Source organism: Actinomyces oris, assembly GCF_001553935.1.
GTDB classification, from domain to species: Bacteria; Actinomycetota; Actinomycetes; order Actinomycetales; family Actinomycetaceae; genus Actinomyces; species Actinomyces oris_A.
Genome location: NZ_CP014232.1, coordinates 91791 through 115396, shown reverse-complemented (window position 1 = coordinate 115396; position 23606 = coordinate 91791). Strand labels below are relative to the sequence as shown.

Here is a 23606-nt window from a genome sequence, read left to right as displayed (position 1 = left end):
ACGACAGGCGGCGCTGCCGGCCTGTGGCATGCTGGGCACCTACCGTCCGTCCAGTCTGCCGTAGGAGAACGATGGACCCCCGTGCCCGCATCGAGGCCTTCCTCGCCGGCTACGCCGCTGCCCATGCCGAGGTCAAGCCGCTCTTCGACAACAAGGAGAAGGGGACGTCACTTGCTGCTTTCGATGCCTGGAGGGAGAAGCTGCGTGAGATCGACGTCGCGCACAGGAATGGCGAGTTCTACCGCCAGTACGCCCTCAGCTTTGGTAGTTCTCCTGACTTCAGCCCGGATACTGTCGGGATCGAGAAGATCGAGGTCTACGGCAACATGGCCAGGGCGAGGCTCACACGAGAAATCCGTTCCTATGGGCGCCCCATCATCGAGATGATGCTGGTTCACGTCGGTGACGACTGGCGCATCGACACCATTGACGGCTACCGCGAGGAGCCGAGCTCCCCACTGGTGGACAAGGACGTGCTCGAGGCCTGGAAGGCCGCCGCCGATAAGACGGAGCCGATGGAGGCCCAGCACAAGGAGGACATGCCCGACCCCGCGGCCGTGTTCTCCGCCTCCTGGGCCTGCGAGGCGCTCAATGAGGACTATTTTGAGGTCTTCCTCAGCGACACCTTGGAGTGGCGAGAGGAGGACGGGGATAGGAACGACCCGGAGACCTACGCCGCTGTGCGAGCCAGGGCCATCGCTGAGATGTACCGCAATGCTGAGGTTGGACCGGTTGAGATTCAGGAGATCGGTCAGTTCCCGCACGGCAGCTACCTGGCGGCGGGAGACCCCTTCGGAGAGATGTGCCTGTGCGCCCTCAAGGTCGAGCCCGGTGTGGCGCGGGCTCAGGCCCTGCTCACCACGCTGGGTGGCGAGCGGTGCGTGGCCGCGCTGCGCGTCATCCTCGCGGACCGCGAGCCGTTGCAGTGGAAGCACGCGATCGTCATGACGGCATCGGCGCGCTCCACGGACGTCAGTTCGTGGCATGAGGTGGACACCAGGTCGGGTAACGGCACCATCGCTGACGCCGACGCCTACTTCGGCATGACCCACCGGCAGTACTCCAGGGTGGGGCGTCAGGTGGAACGGGCCTTCCTCATGGATCCGGGATCGGGGCCCATCGGGGCCTCGACCTATTCCGGCCGGCAGTACGGCGTCGCCCAGGCCTACTGGGGGCTGGATGAGGATGACCGGCCCGTTCAGCTGGTGCTCGACCACCAGGAGCTCTGGGCGCCCGCCGACCCGCCCGAGGCCACGACCGGGGCCTGAACTGTGTGGCGTCGGCCCTCGCCCATGTCCTGAGGAACGGCCGCACTATGTTCCGGGCGGTGATTCATGAGAGCATGCGGGCCGTCCCCACCTGTCGCGACACCGTGAAAGGCTGAATATCCCATGGATGCCCTCGCCGTTCAGCTCGCGGCGGTCTCGGACTGGATCACGCTCCACATCACCATGTGGGTGCTCGTCGGTACCGGGATCCTGCTGACCGCCCGCACCGGCTTCGTGCAGCTCCGCCGCCTGCCGGACATGTTCCGCCAGGTGGCCGGATCGCGTTCCGGGGCTCAAGGAGGCATCTCCTCCTTCCAGGCCTTCACGATCTCCCTGGCCGCCCGCGTGGGCATCGGTAATGTCTTCGGAGTGGCTGCCGCCCTCATCTTGGGCGGCCCCGGTGCGATCTTCTGGATGTGGGTGGTCGCCCTGGTCGGCATGGCCACCGCTTTCTTCGAGGCGACCCTGGCCCAGATGTTCAAGGTCCGTCACTCCGACGGCTCCTTCCGCGGCGGGCCCGCCTACTACATGGCGCGCGGGATGCGCAGCCGCCCCCTGGGGGTTGCCTTCGCGGGACTGACGATCTTCACCTGCGGCTTCTCCATCATCATGGTCCAGTCCAACGCCGTCGCCGGGGTGATCGGCCCGGATTCCCCGCTGCACCTGCGCCCGAGCGCCGCCGCCGCGGTGCTGGTGGGGCTGTCCGCCCTGGTCATCCTGGGCGGAGTGCGCCGGGTCGCCCGCGTCACCGAGTGGATGGCGCCGATCATGGCCCTGGTCTACGTCGTCATGGCCGTTGTCATCGTCGCCCTCCACATCACCCAGCTCCCGGGGATTATGGTCACGATCATCTCCTCGGCCTTCGGCCCGGTGCCCTTCGCCGGAGGGGTGACCGGTGGCATCATCGCCGCCCTGACCAACGGGACCCGCCGCGGCCTGTTCTCCAACGAGGCCGGACAGGGCACCGCTCCCTTCGCCGCCGCCACTGCCACCGTGGCCCACCCCGTCCAGCAGGGCCTCATCCAGTCCCTCGGCGTGTTCGTCGACACCATCATCGTGTGCACCGCAACCGCCTTCATCATCCTGGTCTCCGGGGTCTACAGCCCCGCCCTCGTCGAGGCCGGCAGGCTGACCCCCAACGCCGCGGCAACCTTGACCTCCGACGCCGTCGCCGCCACCCTCGGCAGCTGGACGGCCATTCCCATGGCCATCGTCATCTTCGTCCTGGCCTTCTCCTCCATCATCGCCGCGGCCACCTACTCCGAGGTCTCCATGACCTTCATCTCCGAGCGGCCCGAGTGGCGCTGGCTGCCCCGGCTCGTCTCGGTGGCCTCCACCGGGCTGGGAGCCCTTGCCACTCTGACCGTCGTGTGGAACACCGTCGACATCACCATGGCCGTCATGACCCTGACCAACCTGGTCGCCCTCATCTGGCTCGCCCGCTGGGGCGTGGGGGCACTCAGGGACTGGGACGCCCAGCGAGCGGCGGGACGAGTCGCCCCCCTGTTCAACGGCGTGGGCAACCCCTACCTGCCCGGCGACCTCCCCGGTGACGTCTGGACCGGCGAGAGGACCCACCTGGCCGAGGCGGACAGCACCGCCGACGACGTCGTTCCCGCAGCAACCCCGGCCAGCAGCCAGCCCGCCGCCTCGACAGGAGCCGACGCATGAACCTCACCAGTATCGAGAACCTGCTCAACTCCGTCGACGACTTCTTCTACACCTATCTTCTGACCGCCCTGCTCATCCTGGCCGGCATCTACCTGACCGCACGTAGCCGCCTGGTTCAGCTGCGCCACTTCGGCACCATGGTCAACTCGCTGTCCGGATCCCGATCCGGCGCGCAGGGCGGTATCTCCTCCTTCCAGGCCTTCGCCGTAGGACTGGCCGCGCGCGTCGGCATCGGCAACATCGCCGGAGTCGCCCTGGCCATTGTGGTCGGCGGCCCCGGCGCCCTGCTCTGGATGTGGGTCGTCGCCCTCATCGGCATGGCCACCAGCTTCGTGGAGTCCACACTCGCCCAGATCTTCAAGGAGCGCGGCCGGGACTTCACCTTCCGCGGGGGCCCGGCCTACTACATCAAGAACGGCCTGGGCTCGCCCCTGTGGGGCAAGATCTTCGCCGCCATCTGCATCGTCTCAGTCGGCGTGACGGTGGTCATGGTGCAGACGAACTCACTGGCCCAAGTCATCACCGCCACCGTCCCCAGCGTCTCGGCCTGGATGGTCGGGGTCTTCCTCGTCCTGCTGACCGCACCCGTGGTCCTGGGTGGTGTCCGGCTCGTGGCCCGCGTCGCGGAGTGGCTGGCCCCTATCATGGCGCTGGCCTACGTGCTCATGGCCTTGGTGGTCATCATCCTCAACATTGGCAGGCTCCCGGAGGTCCTGGTGAGCGTCTTCGAAGGGGCATTCGGTCTCAATCAGGCGCTGTTCGGCACCGCCGGAGGAGTCCTCGCGGCGCTGCTCAACGGCGTGCGTCGCGGCCTGTTCTCCAACGAGGCCGGGCTGGGAACCGTCCCCAATGCCGCCGGCACCGCGACCGTCGCCCACCCTGTGCGCCAGGGCCTCATCCAGTCCTTCGGCGTCTTCGTCGACACGATCCTCGTGTGCACGGCCACCGGCCTGCTCATCCTGCTGACCACCAAGACCTACCACCCCGGCGACGGCTCCCTGGTCGGAGCGATCCTCACCCAGCAGGCCGTTGCCGAGCACCTGGGGCCCTGGACCACCTGGCCCATGGTGGTGCTCATCTTCGTCCTGGTCTTCTCCACGGTGCTGGGCTGCTACTCCTACGCGCAGGTCAACGTCAACTTCCTGGGCGGAGAACGACGGGCCGAGCAGATCTTCGGGATCCTCCTGACTGCTGCGGCCTTCGGTGGCACCGTCCTGACTCTGCCCGTCGTCTGGGCTCTGTCCGACATCGCCCTGGGGCTCCTGGGCGTGCTCAACCTCGTCGTCATCGTCCGTCTGGCCCCCTGGGTTATCGGAGCCCTGCGGGACTTCGAGTCCCAGCGTGCCCGGGGCATCACTGAGCCCGCCTTCGTAGGCCACGGCAACTCCCTCCTGCCCGGAGACGTGGTCCCCGGCATCTGGGAGCCCGACGACGTGGTGAAGCGGGGCTGATTCTCATGGCACCTCTGGGGCGCATCGCATGGATGGGCCAGGTCGACGCCGTCCTGGCCTCCGTCTCCGACATGCTCTACTCCTGGGGCCTCATGTGGCTCCTCATCGGGGCGGGCATCTTCTTCACCGTCAGGACCCGGGGCGTCCAAGTGCGGCACACCGACGCGATCGCCGCCTCAGTGATCGGCTCCCGCGACGGCAGCCACGGCGGCATCACCTCCTTCCAGGCCTTCGCCGTCGGACTGGCCTGCCGGGTGGGGACCGGCAATATCGTCGGGGTCGCCCTGGCGCTCATCCTGGGCGGGCCCGGAGCCGTGCTGTGGATGTGGCTCGTGGCGATCCTGGGAACCGCCACCGCCTTCAGCGAGGCCACGCTCGCCCAGCTGTTCAAGGTGCGTCGCCCCGACGGCACCTTCCGCGGCGGTCCCGCCTACTACATCTCGCGAGGACTGGGGCTGCCGATCCTGGGCGGGGTCTTCGCCGTCGTCTTCCTCATCGCCAACGGCCTGGTCATGCCCATGGTGCAGGCCAACGCCATCACCGCGTCCTTACAGGGGGCCGGAGGGCTCTCACCGAGTCTGGGAGCCGTCCTCGTCGTGGCCCTGACCGCGCCGGTCCTCCTGGGAGGCCTGCGCGCCATGGCCCGCGTGGCGGAGTACCTGGCCCCGTTCATGGCGCTGGCCTACCTGGTGCTCGTTCTGGCCATCCTCCTGACCCACCCCGTCCAGGCCCTCGAGGCGCTGACCTCCATCATCGAGGGCGCCTTCGGCCTGCGCCAGGGGCTGGGCGGCCTGGCCGGCGGGATGACCGCGGCGCTGCTCAACGGCGTGCGCCGCGGCCTGTTCTCCAATGAGGCGGGACTGGGAGGAGCCGCCTGCGCCGCGGGCTCAGCCACCGTGAGCCACCCCGTCCAGCAGGGATTCATTCAGGCCTTCGGGGTCGTGGTGGACACCCTGTTCGTCTGCACGGCGACGGCGCTGGCGATTCTGGTCGCCGGAGCAGACGTCCTCCATCCCGGGGTGAGCGCCAAGGAGAGTGCGGGAACCCTGACCCAGGACGCCATCGCCCACCTCGTGGGGGAGTGGAGCCGCTGGCCCATGGCGCTGCTCGTCGTCGTCCTGGCCTACACCACCATCATCGGAGCCTTCTCCTACGCCCAGGTCTGCCTCGACTACCTCACCGACCGCCCCGGGGTCTCGCGCGCGCTCCAGATCGGCGCCGTCGTCTGCGCCGGCGTCGGCAGCGTGCAGCAGCTGACCACCGTGTGGACCCTGGCGGATGTGCTCCTGGGTCTGGGCGCCATCATCAACCTCGTGGCGCTCGTGCTCCTGAGCCGGTGGGTCGTCGGTGCGCTCAGGGACTGGGAGGCCAGGCGGGGCATGTCAACTGCGGAGGGCGACCAGTCGGTCTTCCGCGGGGACTCCGAGTATCTTCCAGCACCCCTGCCGGAAGGCGCCTGGGAGCGGGCAGACGACCGGTAGATGGGCGGCGTCGCGCACAACGCACCACGCCGCCTCGCGCACGTGCGGCAGCGACGCCACAGGGCCGTCACCGAATCGAAACACTGTAACCGTAGCCTTCGCGAATACGGTGCCCTCCCTCCCGAAGGAGGGGGACGTGGGCAGGACGTGTATCCCGGACCGCTCCCGTGCTGGTTCGCGCGCCCGACGCCCACCCCGCCCGCGCCGTCGTCCCACCCCTACGGAGGATCTCACGTGCAACCGGTTCTGGCTTCCCTGAACAGTGCGGCATCCAGCGCAGGCAACAACTGGACCGCATCCTTGGAACGCTTCTTCAACGATGGCGCCAAGATCCTCGATGACGCCGCCGGGTACCTGTTCCTCTACCTGCTCGCCTGGCTGCTCGTGCTGGGAGGCCTGTACTTCACCGTGCGGACCGGATTCGTACAGCTGCGGCTCTTCCCCTACATGGTGCGGGCCATCACCTCCTCCCGTGACAGCAAGGAGGGCGGAATCTCCTCCTTCCAGGCCTTCGCCGTCGGGCTGGCCTCCCGCGTGGGCACCGGCAACATCGTGGGTGTGGCCATCGCCATCACCATGGGTGGCCCCGGCGCCGTGTTCTGGATGTGGATCGTGGCGCTGGTGGGCATGGCCACCGGATTCATCGAGGCCACCCTCGCCCAGCTCTACAAGGTCACCCACCCCGACGGCACCTTCCGCGGCGGCCCGGCCTACTACATCCAGCGCGGCCTGGGTTCCAAGCCCGCCGCCAAGCTCTTCGCCGTCGTCATCACCTTCGTCTTCGGCTTCGCCTACGAGGCCACCCAGGCCAACACCATCGCCGCCACGATGGAGAGCACCTTCCACGTCGAGCCGTGGATGACCGCCGTTGCACTGGTTCTCATCACCACGCCGATCATCTTCAAGGGCATCAAGTCGGTCGCTGCCGTCTCGGAGTGGCTCGTGCCGATCATGACCGTGGTCTACGCGCTCATCGCCGTGACCATCCTGGTGCTGCACGCCAGCGCGATCCCGGGAGCGATCCTCTCCATCCTCGAGGGCGCCTTCGGGCTCAACCAGGCCTTCGCCGGGACCGCCGGGGGATTCACCGCCGCACTTCTCAACGGCACCCGACGAGGCCTGTTCTCCAACGAGGCCGGCGAGGGATCGGTCCCCAACATCGCAGCCACCGCCACCGTCCCCCACCCGGTCCAGCAGGGATTCGTGCAGTCCCTGGGCGTCTTCGTCGACACGATCGTGGTGTGTACCGTCACCGCCCTCATCGTCCTGCTCTCCGGGGTCTACGACCCGGTGGCCGCTCAATCCGCCCCAGAGGTTGCCAATGGCGCCGCCAACACCCTGACCTCGGCATCGGTCACCAACGTCCTCGGTGGCTGGGCGCAGTACCTCATGGCCGTCATCATCTTCGTCTTCGCCTACTCCTCGCTCCTGGGCAACTACACCTACGCCCAGGTCAACATGGACTACCTCCAGGGCAAGCAGCACAAGCACTACGCCCTGCGGGCCATGATTATCGTGGCCACCGCCGTCGGCTCCCTGTCCACCCTCACCTTCGTATGGAGCCTGTCCGACCTTGTCATGGGGGCCATGACCGTCATCAACATGGTCTCCATCCTCGCCCTGGGAGGCTGGGCCTTCGGGGCCCTGCGCGACTGGGAGGCCCAGCGCCGCGCCGTCGAGGCCGGCGAGAAGGACGAGATCCGCTTCATCGCCACCGACAACCCCTACCTGCCCGGCACGCTCCCCGGAGACATCTGGGCGGCTGACGGCGCTGCCCACGCCGCCATCACGGAGCGTCGCGCCGCGCTCGAGGAGGCCTCGGGCAGCTGAGCCCAACAGCGCTAGGCTGAGGCCCATGAAGATCGCGCGCTTCTCCACCGGTGACGAGCCCCGCTACGGCATCGTCCAGGGCCTGCCCGAGCATGAGGTCGCCTCGGGCGAGTCCGAGGGGCACCTCCTGGTCCTCAAGGGAGACCCCCTCTACTCTCTGCCCGAGGCCACCGGGGAGGTCGTCGAGCTGGGCGAGGTCCGGCTCCTGTCGCCGGTCATCCCGCGCTCCAAGGTCGTGGGGATCGGTAAGAACTACGGGGGCCACATCGCCGAGATGGGGGAGGACGAGCCGCCGCGCGACCCGGTGGTCTTCCTCAAGCCCAACACCTCCGTCATCGGCCCCGACGCTCCCATCGTCCTGCCCGCCTGGAGCGAGGAGGTTCACTACGAGGCCGAGCTCGCCGTCGTCATCAAGACCCTCGCCAAGGACGTCCCCGTGGAGCACGCCGACGACGTCATCCTGGGGTACACGGTCGCCAACGACGTCTCGGCCCGCGACCGCCAGCGCGCCGAGCCGCAGTGGGTGCGGGCCAAGGCCTTCGACACCTCCTGCCCCCTGGGGCCATGGATCGAGGTTCCCGAGCCCGGCCGCGAGCCGCTCTTCTCACCCGGCGACGCGGTGGTGCGCGCCCGGGTCGATGGCCGCCTCGTCCAGGAGGGACGGACCGCTGACATGATCCGCTCGATTCCCGAGCTGGTCGCCTACATATCGACGATCTTCACCCTCCTGCCCGGTGACGTCATTCTCACCGGCACACCGGCCGGAGTCGGCGAGATCCGAGCCGGTCAGCGCGTCGAGGTCGAGGTCGAGGGCATCGGCTCCTTCTCCAACCCGGTGGTCCGTCGCTGAGTCCATGCGACTGGTGCCCAGGAGTGGGAATCCTCGCCTGAAGACGACGATGGGTGGGGTTCTCGTGGTACGCCCCGAGAGCCCCACCCATACTCGTGAGTGCCGGTACTGCTCTTCGGCTCATGGGGAGCCGAGGGGCCGATCAGGTGTCCTTGGGAGAACTTCCTGAGCTCTTCTCATCGCTCTTCTTGTCCTCGGACTCGCTCTTCTTGCCGTCGTTGCCGTCCTTGCCGGCACCATCGCTGGAGCTGCCCTCGTCCATGTCGGCCGGGCCAGGATTGGAGATCGGGGTGGCCTTGAACAGTTCCTCCATCTCACTGGAGGAGTAGACGTTGACGGGGCAGGCGTACATCCCCTGGAGCATGACGGGCCTACCCACCGTGCTGAAGACACGGACGACCCTGGTGAGCTTGTAGTCCTTGTGGTCAGCTCCGGTGTATGTGAAGTCCAGGCGCTTGGTCTCGATGGCGTGACCGTCGGTGTCCTTGACCAGGGTGGAATCGTCCTTGGTGGGCTCGAAGGAGACGTTCGTGAAGTCCGACGACTTCTGATAGGCGTCGATGACGGCATCTGCCTGATAGCCCGACTCCGCCTGATCGTCCTTCGTGGTCTGGGCGTACAGATTCTGCGTCGCGGTGAACACGCAGCCGTTCTGCTTATCCATCTTGTTCTTACCGTCGACGTCGTAGACGGTCACGTTCCAACCGGAGTGGGACTGCGGGAACTCCCATGAAGGAACGTACTCGACGTTGCTGTTCTTGCTCTCCTTGGAGGGCTTTTCCGATGGTTCTGCACTCTTGTCCGACTTTTTAGCGGATGATGACGCACTGCTGGAGGCACTGGGGCGTGCGGGGCCGGACTCGTCCTGGCACGCAGCGAGAGCCGGAACGGCCAAAGCGAGGCTGAGGCCGGCAACAACGGGGAGTCTGAGGGCAGATCGGCGGCGGTTGGTGGAACCTGCCGCCGGATGTAGGGACGGGGACATGAGGCCTCCAAGGAACGATGAGTCGGGAGTCTTCCCGAACGGACTAGGGATGTCATCACCTCTGGTGGGAGCCGCGAGGACTTCATGGCGGCGACATCATGATCTCACGGATGGCACCCTAATTCCTCCGTATGCGCAGTGCGATGGGGCGAGATCCCCATCTCGCGGAGTCGAGGGCGAATACTTCAGGTGAGAGACCCAGATAATGGGGGCGTCTATGCGGTAATTCCGCTTAAGGATGTGGGTGGTCATGCCGAAGAGAGGTGACCTCGATGGAGAGGAGATTGATCTCCTCATAGCGTCTCTGTGCCTGCGTCGGCGGCCGGCGTGGCGGGGGCCGCTCGAGGGGGTTCCTGACCTGTTCCCTGAGCGGCACAGGAGGGGACTATCCTGGCCCCATCATGCCTGAACTCAGTGATCACTTATCCGCCTTCCGTCCTGAGCCTGCCTCCGCCTCCGGTGTCCCGGAGCAGGGCTCATCGTCCGTGCGCGTACGTTTCTGCCCCTCACCCACGGGAACCCCTCACGTGGGCATGGTGCGCACCTGCCTGTTCAACTGGGCCTACGCCCGCCATATCGGTGGCACCTTCGTCTTCCGGATCGAGGACACCGACGCCGCTCGTGACTCCGAGGAGTCCTTCGACGCCATTCTGGACTCCCTGACCTGGTTGGGCCTGGACTGGGACGAGGGCGTGGGGAAGGGCGGCCCTCATGAGCCCTATCGCCAGTCCCAGCGCATGGACCTGTACAAGGAGGTCGCCGCTGAGCTGCTGGCGGCGGGCTACCTGTACGAGTCGTTCTCCACCCCCGAGGAGATCGAGGCCCGTCACCGTGAGCGCGGTGAGGACCCCAAGCTGGGTTACGACGGTTTCGACCGCGATCTGACCCAGGAGCAGAAGGACGCCTTCCGCGCCGAAGGGCGCCTGCCCGTCCTGCGGATGCGGATGCCGGAGGAGGACATCACCTTCACCGACCTGGTCCGCGGCCCCATCACCTTCAAGGCCGGTAGCGTTCCGGACTACGTCGTCGTGCGCGCAGGTGGTGAGCCCCTCTACACCCTGGTCAACCCTGTTGACGATGCCGCGATGGGCATCACCCATGTTCTGCGAGGTGAGGACCTGCTGTCCTCCACTCCGCGGCAAGTGGTCCTCTACCGGGCCCTCATGGACATCGGTCGGGCTCAGGTTGTTCCCGAGTTCGGCCACCTGCCCTACGTCATGGGGGAGGGCAATCGGAAGCTGTCCAAGCGAGACCCGCAGTCCAACCTCCTCATCCACCGCTACCGCGGCATGATCCCCGAGGGCCTCCTCAACTACCTGGCCCTCCTGGGATGGTCACTGAGCGCGGACCGCGACGTCTTCTCCGCCGCTGAGATGATCGAGGCCTTCGACGTCCACGACGTCAACCCCAACCCGGCCCGCTTCGACCCCAAGAAGTGCGAGGCCATCAATGCCGAGCAGGTGCGTGCGCTGGGGGAGACCGACTTCCGGGACCGGCTCGTGCCCTACCTGGCCGACGCCTACCCCGACCCGACCGGAGAGACCGCTCAGGTGCCGCTGGTCTCAGCCGACTCCTTCGACAAGCTCACTGCGCGGGAGCAGGAGATCCTCAACGAGGCGGCCCCTCTCATCCAGACGCGGATCCAGCTTCTGCGTGAGAGCCGCGACATGCTCGGCTTCCTGTTCGTGTCCGACGACGCTCTCGTCGTCGACGACAAGGCCCTGGCCAAGCTCAAGTCCTCGGCCGGAGACGTGCTGGATGCGGGTATCAGCGCCCTGGAGGGGCTCAGCCCTGAGCAGTGGGACAAGGACCATCTGGAGGACGTGCTCAAGACCGCCATCGTCGAGGGGCGGGGCATGCCCGACGGCGAGGGGATCAAACCGCGTCTGGCATACGGTCCGTTGCGCGTCGCGGTGACCGGGCGGCAGGTCTCTCCGCCCTTGTTCGAGTCCATGGAGATCCTTGGAAGCAGTTCCACCCTGACCAGGCTGAAGACTCTTCGGGCCCGGCTCGGGTGACGTGACTGCAGAATCAACTGAGCCGGTGGGGCTGGGACGCAGCATCAAGTGCATGCGTCCCGGCCCCACCGGCCAGTGAGTGCAGGGCCGCGCTGGCCAACTACATGGCTCCGGCGTCGATTCCCTGGATCCGGATGCCCCCCAGGATCGTGTGCCACTGATCCAGTCCGATGAGGGAGCCTTGAGGGCACAGCAGCATGACCTCGAAAGTGAACCCCTTCTCTCCCACTCGCCTGTCGAAACGATATCCATCCATGGGCGTGTTGGGGGAGTCGGAGAAGTTGGCGGTCACGGAGAAGGTCTCCTCATAGCCCGGGAAGGTCCCGCTGTCGTCCCGGACGGCCTCCACGAGGTTTGGCCCTTGTGTCGTCTGATAATTGGAGAAGATCGTCTGCTGACTCTTGAGGGCCGCTTTGGACTGAATGTCGTCTCCGACTCCTCGGAGGGTGTAGAACCTCTCCTCGGCTTCGCTGGAGACAAAACCGAAGCAGGCGGGGTTGGCGTTGACCGTGTAGCCGTCAATAGTCCCGTTAGGGCCGGCCGAGTCCTTCTTGATGCGCTCGTCGTCGTGCGTCCAGACCGACGAGTCCTCGCTGGAGATCGTGACACTCGGTGCCGTCCATGTCGTCGCCGAGGGTGAAGGCGTCGACGGTGAGGCGGTCGGGCTCGGTGTTGGGGACGGCGAGGGGGAACTGGATTCGCTGGCCTCGGCGGAGGCTTCGGCGGGCTCGACGGTGAGCTGCCCCTTATGGGCGGGGCCGCAGGCGCTCAGCGCCAGACTGGCTGCGAGGCCCAGCCCCACCAGGGCGAGGTGACGAGCTCTGGAGGGGGTGCGGGTGAGGAACATCTGGCGATGGTGCTGTGCTGAATGAGGCAATGCGGCTCTCCTGGTGGTGAGGAAGGAGGAGGGAAGGTGTTGTGGCTCGGTACTGGGACTCATCTATCCCATGGCCCCAGCATCGAGTCCCTCCACTCGTGTCGAGAACAAGAACTGGTGCCATGTGTCGGAGGGGGCAAGATTGTCCGGGGCGCACTCGAGGAAGATTTCGAGTGTGACACCCGGATCGCTGATCTGCCGGAAGAACCGATATCCCGCTACGTCACCGGTCGAGCCGTTGGCATATGTGACAGTGGCTGTGTATGCGATCTCGTATCCGGGAAGCGTCCCATTGTCGTCTCGTACGGCGTTGACGGAGGTCGGACCTGAGGCCACCACAAAGGAACTGTGGTTGGACATCGTCTCCTGCACCTTTGTGGAGGAGGAGAGGTTGTCTCCACCCCTTCTTCCTTCGTCGTGAATTGTTTGGCTTGCGTCGTAGAAGATGATGGCTAGGCAGCCTCCTGCGTCGAACTTGTAGGCCTGGCTGATTTTTGATGGTGTCTCGACCGGATGCTCGAGTATGTCGTCCTGCCGGTGCCAGGTACCCGTGGTGTCGTTGGAGATCGTGACGTTCGGGGCCGTCCAGGCTGTTGCGGACGATGTTGCCGACGGCGTCGGGGTCGCGGACGGCGCATCCGAGCTGGAGGAGGTGGCCGTGGAGGAGGCGCCGGCGGGTTCGACGGTCAGCTGTCCATTGTGTGCGGGGCCGCAGGCGCCAAGGGGGAGAGCTGCGATCAGGGTCAGTCCAAGGGTGAGGAGGCGAGTGCGGCAGGGGCCGTGACCTGCGCGGTGACGGTGCCGCAGGCGGGTGGGCATATTGCCTCCCAGGAGAGTGGGGTGAGCAGGAACTAGATGGGAGTGTAGGGGATGCCTCTGGGGGTCCGCTCGGTTGTGAGTGCTCTGGAGGGAGCTGGTGCTCGTTGCCAGGGGGTGTGTGTGGCGGTGATTGGGGGGACGGAGGGGGAAGGTGTGTGAGGCTCCTGTTGTGTGTCGGTCTTCACCTCCTGGCGATTTGATGGGGTGGGGGTGGGCGTGTAGATTACTGCCCGCTGCCTCGGACGTGCTCCGTTTCGAGGTGAAGCCCTTTGGGGTATGGTGTAATTGGCAACACGACTGATTCTGGTTCAGTTATTCTAGGTTCGAGTCCTGGTACCCCAGCGGATCTCATGATCTGTGGCCCCCATCGTTTAGTGGCCTAGGACACCGCCCTCTCACGGCGGCGGCGCCGGTTCGAATCCGGCTGGGGGTACGAGGGTCCGGTTGTCGGTTTCGGCGCTCGGACTGTCATATGCCCCCATCGTTTAGTGGCCTAGGACACCGCCCTCTCACGGCGGCGGCGCCGGTTCGAATCCGGCTGGGGGTACGGATCAAGCAGCCCGATCAGGTCTGCTGGTTCACAACTCCATAGCCTGCCCCCATCGTTTAGTGGCCTAGGACACCGCCCTCTCACGGCGGCGGCGCCGGTTCGAATCCGGCTGGGGGTACGAGGATCAGGTGCCTGCTTCACTGCACAGTGGAGCAGGCACCTCTGTCGTGTCTTTCCGGTTCTGAGGCATGTGCGTGTCATGGTGATGGCCTCTGCGGCCGGCCCGGCTCGTGTGGCAAGGGGCCCTGGTTCATTCGTCAGGCGGGCGCCAGCAGGTCACTTCCCGTCGTCACGGCAAGCCCTCGCTCCAGCAGCGAGCGCACGCCTCCTTCCAAGGCGGTGAACAGGGCCTCGGAGGGCTGCGTGCGCCCGTCGTGACACAGCACCACCGACCCGGCGCCGGCAGCATCCTTGATGGCGGCGGCCTTCGCCGCAGTGGGCGTGTGAACGCTCCACAGCAACAGGTCCATCTTCTTGAGTGAGGCGACCATCATGGCCGGCGCGTCAACCCGGCCGTAGGGAGGCCGCCACAGGCGTGGAGATGGGGCGCCGGCGGCCATGATCGCCTCACGTGTCCGTTCCACTGAGTCGCTCAGCTCGGAGAAGCTCACGCCGTAGACATCCGTGTGCACCCAGTTATGAACGGCGACCTCGTGCCCCTCGGCGACCTCTCGCGCGATCAGCTCGGGGTGGGCCTGCACCGCGGAGCCCAGGACGAAGAAGGTGGCCTGCACGTGCAACCTCGCCAGCATGTCAAGCACCCGTGGAGTCCAACGGGGGTCCGGGCCGTCGTCGAAGGTCAACGCCAGCTTTCCGGACTTCCCGTCGGTCTGGAAGACCACTCGCGTTCCGAGCGGGTCGCCGGGACCCGCGGGGCGAGGGGCGGTTCTTGCCGTGGGGGAGAGGTGGGTGTCCCGCCAGTGGGCGGCTCCTGCGCCGGCGCCCGCACCGAGGAGACCTGCAGTCGTTGCCAGGGCGGCTCTTCCCAGGAGGCCTCGCCGGCTCTCACGAGGAGCGGGACTCGGCTGTGACTCGGTTGACGAAGAGGGAGCGCTGTCCCTAGCTCCGTCATCCGGCAGGCTCGTGGTCGTCACCGGGATATCGTAGAGCGAACCTGGCAGGCGCCTGAACTTCGCGTCGGAACGTTGCGGAAGTGCGACAGAATCCAACTGGATCGAACCGTGTCAATCGATAATCGCGGCATCCTCGGTAGGATGCCCGCGTGACGAACTTTCCCGCGCTGAAGACCCCCGGCCCCCTCGCTGATGGCGCCATGCGCATCACTCCCCTGGGGGGCCTGGGCGAGGTCGGCCGCAACATGACCGTCTTCGAGCTGGACGGCAAGCTGCTTATCGTCGACTGCGGTGTGCTCTTCCCCGAGGAGGACCAGCCGGGTGTCGACCTCATCCTTCCTGACTTCTCCTCCATCGAGCACCGCATCGACGACGTCGTCGCCCTGGTCCTGACTCACGGGCACGAGGACCACATCGGGGGTGTGCCCTATCTGCTGCGCCTGCGTGAGGACATCCCCTTGGTGGGAAGCGAGCTCACGCTGGCCTTCGTGGAGGCCAAGCTCAAGGAGCACCGTATCCGTCCGGTGCTGCGTCAGGTCGTCGAGCACGAGGAGGTCTCCTACGGCCCCTTCGACCTGGAGTTCGTGGCCGTCAACCACTCCATCCCCGACGCCATGGCCGTCATGATCCGCACCGATGCCGGCAACGTGCTGGCCACCGGTGACTTCAAGATGGACTCCCTGCCCATCGACGGGCGCATCACGGACCTGCGCTCCTTCGCCCGTTTCGGTGAGGAGGGCGTGGACCTGTTCTGCGTGGACTCCACCAACGCCGAGGTCCCGGGCATGGTGGGCCACGAGGGCGAGATCGGCCAGGTCTTGGACAACGTCTTCGCCGACTCCGACGGGCAGATCGTCGTGGCCTCCTTCGCCAGCCACGTCCACCGTGTCCAGCAGGTCCTCGACGCCGCCGCCCTGCACGACAGGCGGGTCGCCCTCGTGGGGCGCTCCATGGTGCGCAACATGGGGATCGCCGCCGAGCGCGGCTACCTCAAGGTCCCCGCAGGTGTCCTCATCGATGCCCGGGACATCACCTCGCTGCCCCCGCACGAGAGAGTCCTCATGGTCACCGGCTCTCAGGGAGAGCCCATGGCGGCCCTGTCCCGGATGGCCCACTCCGAGCACCGCAGCGTCACCATCGAGCCCGGGGACACCGTCATCTTCGCCTCCTCCCTCATCCCCGGCAACGAGAACTCCGTCTTCCGGGTCATCAACCAGCTCATGAGGCTGGGGGCACGCGTGGTCCACCAGGGCAACGCCAAGGTCCACGTCTCCGGGCACGCCTCCTCCGAGGAGCTGCTCCACGTCTACAACATCGTCCAGCCCCGCAACGTCATGCCCATTCACGGTGAGATTCGTCATCTGGTGGCTAATGGTGGGCTCGCCGTCAAGACGGGAATCGCCCCGGAACGGGTCATGCTGTGCGAGGACGGCGTGGCCGTCGACCTGGAGGGTGGAGTGGCCCGTATCGCCGGCCAGGTGCCCTGCGGCTACATCTACGTCGACGGCTCCTCGGTGGGGGAGATCGACGAGGCCGAGCTCAAGGACCGCCGCATCCTGGCGGAGGAGGGCTTCGTCTCGGTCTACGCCGTGGTGGAGACCACGACCGGCACGATCCTGGCCGGCCCCCACATCCAGGCGCGGGGCGTGGCGGAGGACGACTCGGTCTTCGAGGAGATTCTTCCCGATGTGACCGAGGCCCTGTCGGCTGCGCTGGAGACCGGGAAGGCGGACGCCTACTCCCTCCAGCAGGTCATGCGCCGCACCCTGGGGCGCTGGATCGGGCGCCGCCTCAGGCGCCGTCCCATGATCGTCCCGGTCGTCATCGAGGCATAGCGGGAGGGCGCTTACTGCATGACTCTCTTCCGGCCCGCGTGCTTCATATCCACCGGATCCATCCTCATTGACATCCCCCTCCACGTCAGCCGTGTGCCGACGCCGGGAGGGGCGATCACCGGTGCGTCGTCGGGTCCGGTCGTCGGTGGCGGGTACACCGTGGTCTCGGCCGCAGCCCGGCAGGGCGTTCCCACTGCTCTGGCTGCCACCCTGGGAACCGGCCCCAACTCCGCGCGGGTGCGTGAGTCGATGCGGCTGGACCGGGTCGAGCTGCTCGTCGAGGAGCTCGTCGGGGACATCGGCACCTGCACCACGCTCATCGAGCCCTCCGGCCGACGCACCTTCATCACCACCGCGGGCGTAGAGGGTGAGCCTCAGCGTGAGGATCTCGAGAGTCTCGACCTGAGGGCCGGGGACTGGGTCTACGCCACGGGCTACGACCTGGCCCACTACACGAGCCGCGGCATCCTGGCCGACTGGCTGCTGTCGATCCCCGACGGCGTCGGGCTGGTGATCGACCTCGGTCCGGTCCAGCCCGACATCCCGGACCAGGTGCTCCTACCGCTGCTGGGTCGAGCGACGATGCTGACCGGCAATGACTTGGAGATGAGCCGGCTCGAGGAACGCCTCGGTGGCATGAGGGCCATCCGGCAGGCGTGTCCGCAGGCACTGATCGTCCACCGTACCGGTGTCCACGGCTGTGTCCTCCATCCGGTGGGTGAGGCGGCGATCGAGGTTCCTGGTTTCGTGCGCGAGGTCGTGGACACCACGGGGGCGGGAGACACGCATACCGGTGTTCTGGTCGCCGGCCTTCTTGATGGACTCGATGTCGTTGAGGCGGCCAGGCGTGCCAACGCGGCCGCGGCCCACGCCGTCGCCTGCAGCGGCCCGGCCCAGGCCCCGCTGCGCGAGGAGATCGATGAGTTCCTCCGGGTATGCGATGAGAGGCTCTGAGAGCCCCTGAAGGGTTCTGGGGTTGCGCCTGCCTCTGCCACCCAGGAGGTGAGTCCCAGTACCCGGCCGCGGCACTGAGAAGGTGACGTGTCTCCGGCCGGCGCAGGCGGCGTGGCAAGGCCAATGACACCGAGAATCCGATAGTTTCTAGAGCATCATGGCCAATCGTCGCACCACGAGAACAGCTGCGTCTTCATCAGGAACCGGCAGAGGACGTAATCGAGGTGGCTCCGCTCCAGGGGCCGCTCCCTTCTCTGCGCCTGGAACCGGGCCCTCTGGCGGACGCTACCGCCGCACCGGCTGGGCCTTTCTCATTCTGGCCCTCGCAGCGGTGCTGGCGCTGCGCGAGTGGTTCGGGATCTCCGGCGCCGCAGGCGATCTCCTGCACCACATCGCCGCGGGCCCTGTGGGTGTCCTGGGCATCTTCGTGCCCCCGCTCCTGGCGGCGCTGGGCGTCGCCATGCTGCGGGTCCACAACCTGGGGGCGGTGCACGCGCGGGTCTCCGTGGGCTGCCTGGGGCTGCTGACGGCTCTGACCGGAATGATCCAGGTCGGCAGCGGCAACCCGGTCCTCAAGAACAACCTCGGCGGACTGGAAGCAGCTGGGGGGCTGCTGGGATGGCTGGTGGGCTACCCCCTGGCGGCGCTGTTCTCCTCCGTGGGGGCCTTCATCCTGTTCATCCTCCTGACCGCGTTCTCCGCACTGGTCCTGTCCGGCAAGACTGTTGCCGAGATCCGTGAGCTGTTGGAGCAGCGCCGGGCCTCAGAGGGTGATGGCCCCGCCCAGGGCGCCGGTGGCATCGGTGACTCCCTGGCTCGGCGCCTGCTCGGACGCGCGCGTGGAAACGCTGGGCGAGCCGCCGCCTCGGGTGAGGACCCGGATCAGACGGCGCTCCTGGACTCCTACGACGGTGACGAGCCCTTCCGCTCCGCCTTGGAGGTGGAGGAGTCGGCTTCTCGTAAGCGGGGCAGCGGCCGGCGCAAGCGCTCGGCCGACCGGCAGGCCCAGCAGACGACGATCACCGAGCTCGTCGAGCCGGGCGGCGATCACGGTGCTCACTCCGGCAGCGAGGACTTCGTCATCCCGGACGTGGGCGAGGAGACCGACGTCATCGCCTCCCCGGCGCCCTCAGCCTCCTCTCCTGCTCGGAGCAGGCCCACTGGCTCGACAGGTGGACCCGCGGCCTCCGGCCCGGTCTCAGGGGGACAGCGCAAACCCTCATCCGCCAAGCGCACGGCTACGAAGCCTGCCCCTCAGACACCGTCCGGTTTCGACGCCGTCACCGAGGAGACCCCCGAGGTCGTGCTCGAGGAGCCCGATCTCGCCGACCAGATCGCCATGGGCAACATGTCGTTGCCTGACGGCTCGACCTACACCCTGCCCGAGGACGCGCTGCTTGGTCCAGGGCCGGGACACTCCACCCGCACCCCCGCTAACGACGCCATCGTCGAGGCTCTGCAGAATGTCTTCGCCGAGTTCAACGTGGACGCCACGGTCACCGGCTACACGCGCGGTCCTCAGGTCACCCGCTACGAGGTCCACCGGGGTCGGGGGGTCAACGTCTCTCGCATCACGGGGCTGGAGAAGAACATCGCCTACGCGGTGGCCTCCGACGAGATCCGTCTGCTCACCCCCATTCCGGGAAAGAGCGCCATCGGCATCGAGATCCCCAACAGCGACCGGGAGATGGTCAAGCTCGGCGACGTCCTGCGCTCCCAGGCCGCGCGCAAGCAGGCGCACCCTCTGGTGGTCGGGTTGGGCAAGAACGTTGAGGGCGACTACGTCGTCACCAACCTGGCCAAGACCCCGCACCTTCTGGTGGCCGGGCAGACCGGTTCGGGTAAGTCCTCCTTCGTCAACTCGATGATTACCTCGATCATGATGCGTGCCACCCCCGAGGAGGTGCGCATGGTGCTGGTGGACCCCAAGCGGGTGGAGCTGACCATCTACGAGGGCATCCCCCACCTCATCACCCCGATCATCACCTCCCCGAAGAAGGCGGCCGAGGCCCTGGAGTGGGTGGTGCGCGAGATGGACGCCCGCTACGACGACCTGGCCTCCTTCGGCTTCAAGCACATTGACGACTTCAACAAGGCGGTGCGCGCAGGCGAGGTCCAGCCCCTGCCGGGATCCCAGCGAGAGCTGAGCCCCTACCCCTACCTCCTGGTCGTCGTCGACGAGCTCGCCGACCTCATGATGACCGCCCCCAAGGACGTGGAGGCCTCCATCCAGCGCATCACCCAGCTGGCCCGCGCTGCCGGGATCCACCTGGTGCTGGCCACCCAGCGTCCCGTCGCCCAGGTGGTCACCGGCCTCATCAAGTCCAACGTCCCCTCGCGCCTGGCCTTCGCCACGGCCTCCCAGCTGGACTCCCGGGTCATCCTCGACCAGAACGGGGCCGAGACGCTTACCGGCCAGGGTGACGCCCTCTACCTGGGCCCGGGCGCCTCCACGCCAGTGCGTATCCAGGGCTCGTGGGTCACCGAGTCCGAGATCCGCTCCGTCGTCGAGCACGTCAAGTCCCAGCTGACGCCCGAGTACCGCGAGGACGTCGTCGTCCCGGAGGTCAAGAAGCAGATCGATGAGGAGATCGGTGATGACATGGACCTGCTACTGCAGGCCGCCGAGCTCATCATCTCCAGTCAGTTCGGCTCCACCTCCATGCTCCAGCGCAAGCTGCGCGTCGGCTTCGCCAAGGCCGGACGCCTCATGGACCTGCTCGAGTCGCGTGAGGTCGTCGGCCCCTCGGAGGGTTCCAAGGCCCGCGACGTCCTCGTCCAGCCCGAGCAGCTCGAGGAGACCCTGGCCTGGATCAAGGGCGAGGGCGGTGCGCCGGGAAGCGCTGAGAGTCCCGAAGCCCCTGACGCCTCTCAAGGCGAGCCCGATTCCGAGGCCCCGTCGGCTCCTGCCGCGAATGAGCCCCGTACTGCGGTCATGCCGTCGAACCGCTACAGCACGGATCCGTTGGAGGTCGCCTCGAGCCTGCCGGAGTCGGAGTCCTGGGACGATACGTCCGCCGATGAGGACTCCGAGGACGCCTGGTCGCTCACTGGCCGCGGCTCATCGTGGTGAGGGGGAGGCCGATGCCGTGCCCTGCGGGCCCGGGTGGGCCCCTGCCCGTGTGATGACCTCGTCCCGGCTGGGAATCGTCGGAGCCGGTCCGGTGGCCTTGGGCGGTGTGGTGGACACGGTCGAGGCGTCCTTGACCTGAGAGGTCAGCAGGTTCCAGCGCCGGTCGATCTCCTCCGTGCTCAGGCCCAGGTCGGCAGAGCGTTCACCGTTGTGAAGCGCCGCCAGGTCCCGGATCTTGTAGCCACCGGCGAGATCCATGGTGAACGGGTGCCAGTTCAGCTTGTCCACGCTCACTGAGCCGTCGGCGTGGGAGGTGACGTCGGCCCAGACCAGCTGACCGACGTCGGACAGCGGGGCGCAGCACTCCTCATCCTGGTTCGAGATGTAGTTGCCGGCCGAGTACGACACCCACATCCCCTTGCCCTCGACTCCTCCGGAGAGCTTCTCGGCGGGCTGAGGCACATGAGGGTGAGCGCCGAAGAGGATGTCGATCTGCCCGCTGTCTGCCAGGGCCTGGGCATAGGAGACCTGCGCGTCGTTGGGCGTGGTCTCGTACTCTTCACCGAGCTGGGATTGGACGACGACGAGGTCGGCGCCCGCCGCACGGGCCGACGTTGCCGCCTTCGTGATGGCGCCGACGTCGTTGAGTGCCACCGAGTAGCCGGTGGGATCCTCCAGGCCGTTGAGGTCCATGGTCGTGGAGATCTGGGCGACGGTCACGGTGCGCCCACCCCGCTCAAGCTCGTAGAGCGCGAAGGGGACCGAGGCGTCCTGTCGGCTCCGGTAGGTGCCTGCGTGGCCCATCCCGTGAGCGTCCAGGGCGTCCAAGGTGGCCACGACGCCGGACTCCCCCCGGTCCGCAGCGTGGTTGGAGGCGGTCGCGCAGCCGTCCCATCCGGATCTCGCCAAGGCGGCCACGACCTCGGTAGAGGTGCCGAAGGCGGGGTAGCCCGAGTAGACCCCGTCCGGAGCGACAGGTACCTCCATCCCGCACAGGGCCAGATCCAGGCCCTCGACCCAGGGGGTCTCAGCGGCGATGTTGGCGGTGATATCCCCTGAGCCTGCCGGAGTGGATTCCATTACCGGCATGTGCATGAGGACGTCCCCGGCGTAACCCACGGTGAAGTGGACGTCCTGCGAGCCGCCGACGCTGGCGGAGGCGGACGGAGTCGGCGATTGAGCCGGCACAGCCTGATCGGAACTCGTCGAGCAACCGTTCATGGCGACGGATGCGGTGAGAACGACGGCGGTCAGCAGGGCCGGTCCTCGTGACCTGCGGGTGAGACATGCGGAGCCTGGTGAAGGTGATGGTAGAGAGGTGGAGGAGTGCATGGTGATGAATGTAAGAAGCGAACCTTCAAGGTGTGTGCACAGTTCGTGCTGGCTTCACCAGTGCCAGGCGGATGCATGTGGATGGCAGCGTGAACCGTGGGTGAAAACAGATCCTATGTCGCGTGTCGTCTGCGATGGAGCATGACGCGTACGGTGCAGCCGCTCGGATGCGAGGCCGTTGAGAAGATGGATCGAGGTTTCTGCGTCGGTGGGAGGTCGTCCGCGACTAGGCTGGTCTTGATGAACGCCCCGACCGCCCCGGATGGCGCCGCGCCGTCAGAGCAGGCGCCGCTACTCAACATCGCCAACGTCCTGACGGTGCTGCGCCTGCTGCTCGTGCCCGTCTTCATCTGGCTCGCCCTGCTGCCCGGGGACCGGGCCAGGCTCGCCGCAGTCGTGGTCTTCGTCGTGGCGGCCTTCACGGACCGCCTTGACGGCCAGCTGGCGCGCTCGTGGGGGCTGGTGACCTCCTTCGGCAAGATCGCCGACCCGATCGCGGACAAGGCGCTGACCCTGTCCGCCTTCGTTCTGCTGAGCGTCAACCAACGACTGTGGTGGTGGGTCACCATCCTCATCGTCGTGCGCGAGCTCGGCATCACGGTTATGCGCTTCTTCATGCTGCGCCGTGCCGTCATGGCGGCCTCGCGCGGCGGCAAGATCAAGACGACGCTGCAGATGGTGGGGCTGGTCGGGCTGCTCACGCCGTGGTCCATGCTCCTGCTTCCCGCGGGCCCGGCCGCGTTCCTGACTAAGACGGCCTACGTCATTGTGGCTGCGGCACTCATCGTCACGGTGGTCACTGGCCTGGACTATGTTCGCGAGGCGATGCGGCTGAGCCGTCAGAGCGGACGGAGCGGCCAGTGACCCTCCCAAGGCGGATGCCGCTGTGATCGTGGATGCGCAGGGCGCCCAGGACCGTATCCGCGTGGCGACGGCTCTGCTGCAGGCCGCTGCGGACCACGGAGTGACTCTGGCGATCGCCGAGTCGCTGACGGGCGGGCAGGTCTCCTCCAGTCTGGTGGAGGTCCCCGGTGCCTCCCGTGTGCTCGTGGGAACGGTCGTGGCCTATGCCACCCGGATCAAGGCGCAGCTCCTCGGGGTCGATGCTGCGCACCTGGAGCGGACCGGGCCGGTGGACCGTGATGTCGCCCTACAGATGGCGGATGGAGTACGCCGGCTCCTCGGGGCCGATGTGGGGTTGGCCACCACAGGGGTGGCCGGGCCGGGGCCGGCAGACGGTCATCCGGCGGGAACGGTCCATGTCGCCGTCGTCGCTCCTTGGGGACAGAGGCACCGCGAGCTGCACCTGGGCGGTGATCGCTCGCAGATCCGATGCGCCACCGTGATGGAGGTGTGTGAGCTGGCCATCGGCTTCCTACAGAAGGACGAGTGTGGGCCGCAGCCCTGATTGCTTCTCAATGACGACTGACCAACTACAGACCGCAGACTAAGACGTATTTCAGATTTCTCTCAGGAATGCCGGTAGAGTGGTTCTCAACGTCACCGGAGCCGGAGAACTGGCCCCGCGTGGCGGGAATG

General features: G+C 67.0%; 17 protein-coding genes and 4 tRNA genes. 16 read left to right on the top strand and 5 right to left on the bottom strand.

Annotation, left to right across the window (positions count from 1 at the left end; translation table 11 throughout):
* Window positions 1-71: 71 nt before the first annotated feature.
* The 6 genes from AXE84_RS00485 to AXE84_RS00460 all read left to right on the top strand — a co-directional run bounded on the left by AXE84_RS00485 (window position 72) and on the right by AXE84_RS00460 (window position 8551).
* Window positions 72-1268 (top strand): hypothetical protein, encoded by a 1197-nt coding sequence (locus tag AXE84_RS00485; RefSeq protein ID WP_060956474.1) that lies wholly within the window; start codon window positions 72-74, stop codon window positions 1266-1268.
* A gap of 123 nt (window positions 1269-1391) precedes the next feature.
* Entirely contained in the window at window positions 1392-2939 is a 1548-nt protein-coding gene (locus AXE84_RS00480) for an alanine/glycine:cation symporter family protein (RefSeq protein ID WP_060956473.1), read from the top strand.
* Window positions 2936-4390, top strand: a complete 1455-nt coding sequence (locus AXE84_RS00475) for an alanine/glycine:cation symporter family protein (protein ID WP_060956472.1) — start codon at window positions 2936-2938, stop codon at window positions 4388-4390. Before AXE84_RS00480 ends, AXE84_RS00475 begins: the two co-directional genes overlap by 4 nt.
* A 5-nt stretch (window positions 4391-4395) precedes the next feature.
* A complete protein-coding gene (locus AXE84_RS00470) occupies window positions 4396-5871 on the top strand; it encodes an alanine/glycine:cation symporter family protein (protein WP_081093003.1) in 1476 nt (491 codons plus the stop codon).
* 234 nt (window positions 5872-6105) lie between these two features.
* A complete protein-coding gene (locus AXE84_RS00465) occupies window positions 6106-7701 on the top strand; it encodes an alanine/glycine:cation symporter family protein (RefSeq protein ID WP_060956471.1) in 1596 nt (531 codons plus the stop codon).
* 25 nt (window positions 7702-7726) lie between these two features.
* On the top strand, window positions 7727-8551 hold the full coding sequence (locus tag AXE84_RS00460; RefSeq protein ID WP_060956470.1) for a fumarylacetoacetate hydrolase family protein: 825 nt from the start codon (window positions 7727-7729) through the stop codon (window positions 8549-8551).
* A gap of 142 nt (window positions 8552-8693) precedes the next feature.
* On the opposite strand, the gene AXE84_RS00455 is transcribed toward AXE84_RS00460, so the two are convergent.
* Window positions 8694-9536, bottom strand: a complete 843-nt coding sequence (locus tag AXE84_RS00455) for a hypothetical protein (RefSeq protein ID WP_236750076.1) — start codon at window positions 9534-9536, stop codon at window positions 8694-8696.
* Between the two features lie 401 nt (window positions 9537-9937).
* On the opposite strand from AXE84_RS00455, the gene gltX reads away from it, so the two are divergent.
* Entirely contained in the window at window positions 9938-11554 is a 1617-nt protein-coding gene (gltX, locus tag AXE84_RS00450) for a glutamate--tRNA ligase (RefSeq protein WP_060956469.1), read from the top strand.
* 100 nt (window positions 11555-11654) lie between these two features.
* Here gltX and AXE84_RS00445 read toward each other — a convergent pair whose 3' ends face one another.
* Window positions 11655-12401 (bottom strand): hypothetical protein, encoded by a 747-nt coding sequence (locus tag AXE84_RS00445; RefSeq protein ID WP_010614889.1) that lies wholly within the window; start codon window positions 12399-12401, stop codon window positions 11655-11657.
* A 93-nt stretch (window positions 12402-12494) separates the two neighbouring features.
* The gene (locus tag AXE84_RS00440; RefSeq protein WP_060956468.1) at window positions 12495-13250 is read right to left on the bottom strand and encodes a hypothetical protein; all 756 of its coding nucleotides are present in this window, start codon (window positions 13248-13250) and stop codon (window positions 12495-12497) included.
* A 270-nt stretch (window positions 13251-13520) separates the two neighbouring features.
* Here AXE84_RS00440 and AXE84_RS00435 point away from each other — a divergent pair.
* The 4 genes from AXE84_RS00435 to AXE84_RS00420 all read left to right on the top strand — a co-directional run bounded on the left by AXE84_RS00435 (window position 13521) and on the right by AXE84_RS00420 (window position 13918).
* Window positions 13521-13592 (top strand) — tRNA-Gln (locus AXE84_RS00435).
* Between the two features lie 18 nt (window positions 13593-13610).
* Window positions 13611-13683: transfer RNA gene (locus AXE84_RS00430), tRNA-Glu, on the top strand.
* A 41-nt stretch (window positions 13684-13724) separates the two neighbouring features.
* Window positions 13725-13797: transfer RNA gene (locus AXE84_RS00425), tRNA-Glu, on the top strand.
* A gap of 48 nt (window positions 13798-13845) precedes the next feature.
* A tRNA-Glu gene (locus tag AXE84_RS00420) sits at window positions 13846-13918 on the top strand.
* Between the two features lie 139 nt (window positions 13919-14057).
* Here AXE84_RS00420 and AXE84_RS00415 read toward each other — a convergent pair.
* A complete protein-coding gene (locus tag AXE84_RS00415) occupies window positions 14058-14642 on the bottom strand; it encodes a polysaccharide deacetylase family protein (RefSeq protein WP_236750075.1) in 585 nt (194 codons plus the stop codon).
* A 431-nt stretch (window positions 14643-15073) separates the two neighbouring features.
* Between AXE84_RS00415 and AXE84_RS00410 the strand changes: the two genes are divergently transcribed.
* From AXE84_RS00410 to AXE84_RS00400, 3 genes are all read left to right on the top strand, one after another.
* Window positions 15074-16708 carry a ribonuclease J gene (locus AXE84_RS00410; protein WP_060958087.1) on the top strand — a complete coding sequence of 545 codons (1635 nt, stop codon included), beginning with the start codon at window positions 15074-15076 and terminating at the stop codon, window positions 16706-16708.
* Window positions 16709-16726: 18 nt separating this feature from the next.
* Complete coding sequence (locus tag AXE84_RS00405; RefSeq protein ID WP_060956466.1) at window positions 16727-17662, top strand: PfkB family carbohydrate kinase; 936 nt, start codon at window positions 16727-16729, stop codon at window positions 17660-17662.
* 157 nt (window positions 17663-17819) lie between these two features.
* A complete protein-coding gene (locus AXE84_RS00400) occupies window positions 17820-20735 on the top strand; it encodes an FtsK/SpoIIIE family DNA translocase (protein WP_060956465.1) in 2916 nt (971 codons plus the stop codon).
* On the opposite strand, the gene AXE84_RS00395 is transcribed toward AXE84_RS00400, so the two are convergent.
* Window positions 20724-22067 carry a CapA family protein gene (locus AXE84_RS00395; RefSeq protein WP_060956464.1) on the bottom strand — a complete coding sequence of 448 codons (1344 nt, stop codon included), beginning with the start codon at window positions 22065-22067 and terminating at the stop codon, window positions 20724-20726. The genes AXE84_RS00400 and AXE84_RS00395 overlap by 12 nt on opposite strands.
* A 240-nt stretch (window positions 22068-22307) precedes the next feature.
* Between AXE84_RS00395 and pgsA the strand changes: the two genes are divergently transcribed.
* Window positions 22308-22931: a CDP-diacylglycerol--glycerol-3-phosphate 3-phosphatidyltransferase gene (gene pgsA / locus AXE84_RS00390; protein ID WP_150116228.1), complete on the top strand. Its 624-nt coding sequence runs from the start codon at window positions 22308-22310 to the stop codon at window positions 22929-22931.
* A gap of 22 nt (window positions 22932-22953) precedes the next feature.
* Entirely contained in the window at window positions 22954-23475 is a 522-nt protein-coding gene (locus AXE84_RS00385; RefSeq protein WP_060956463.1) for a CinA family protein, read from the top strand.
* Window positions 23476-23606 lie beyond the last annotated feature (131 nt).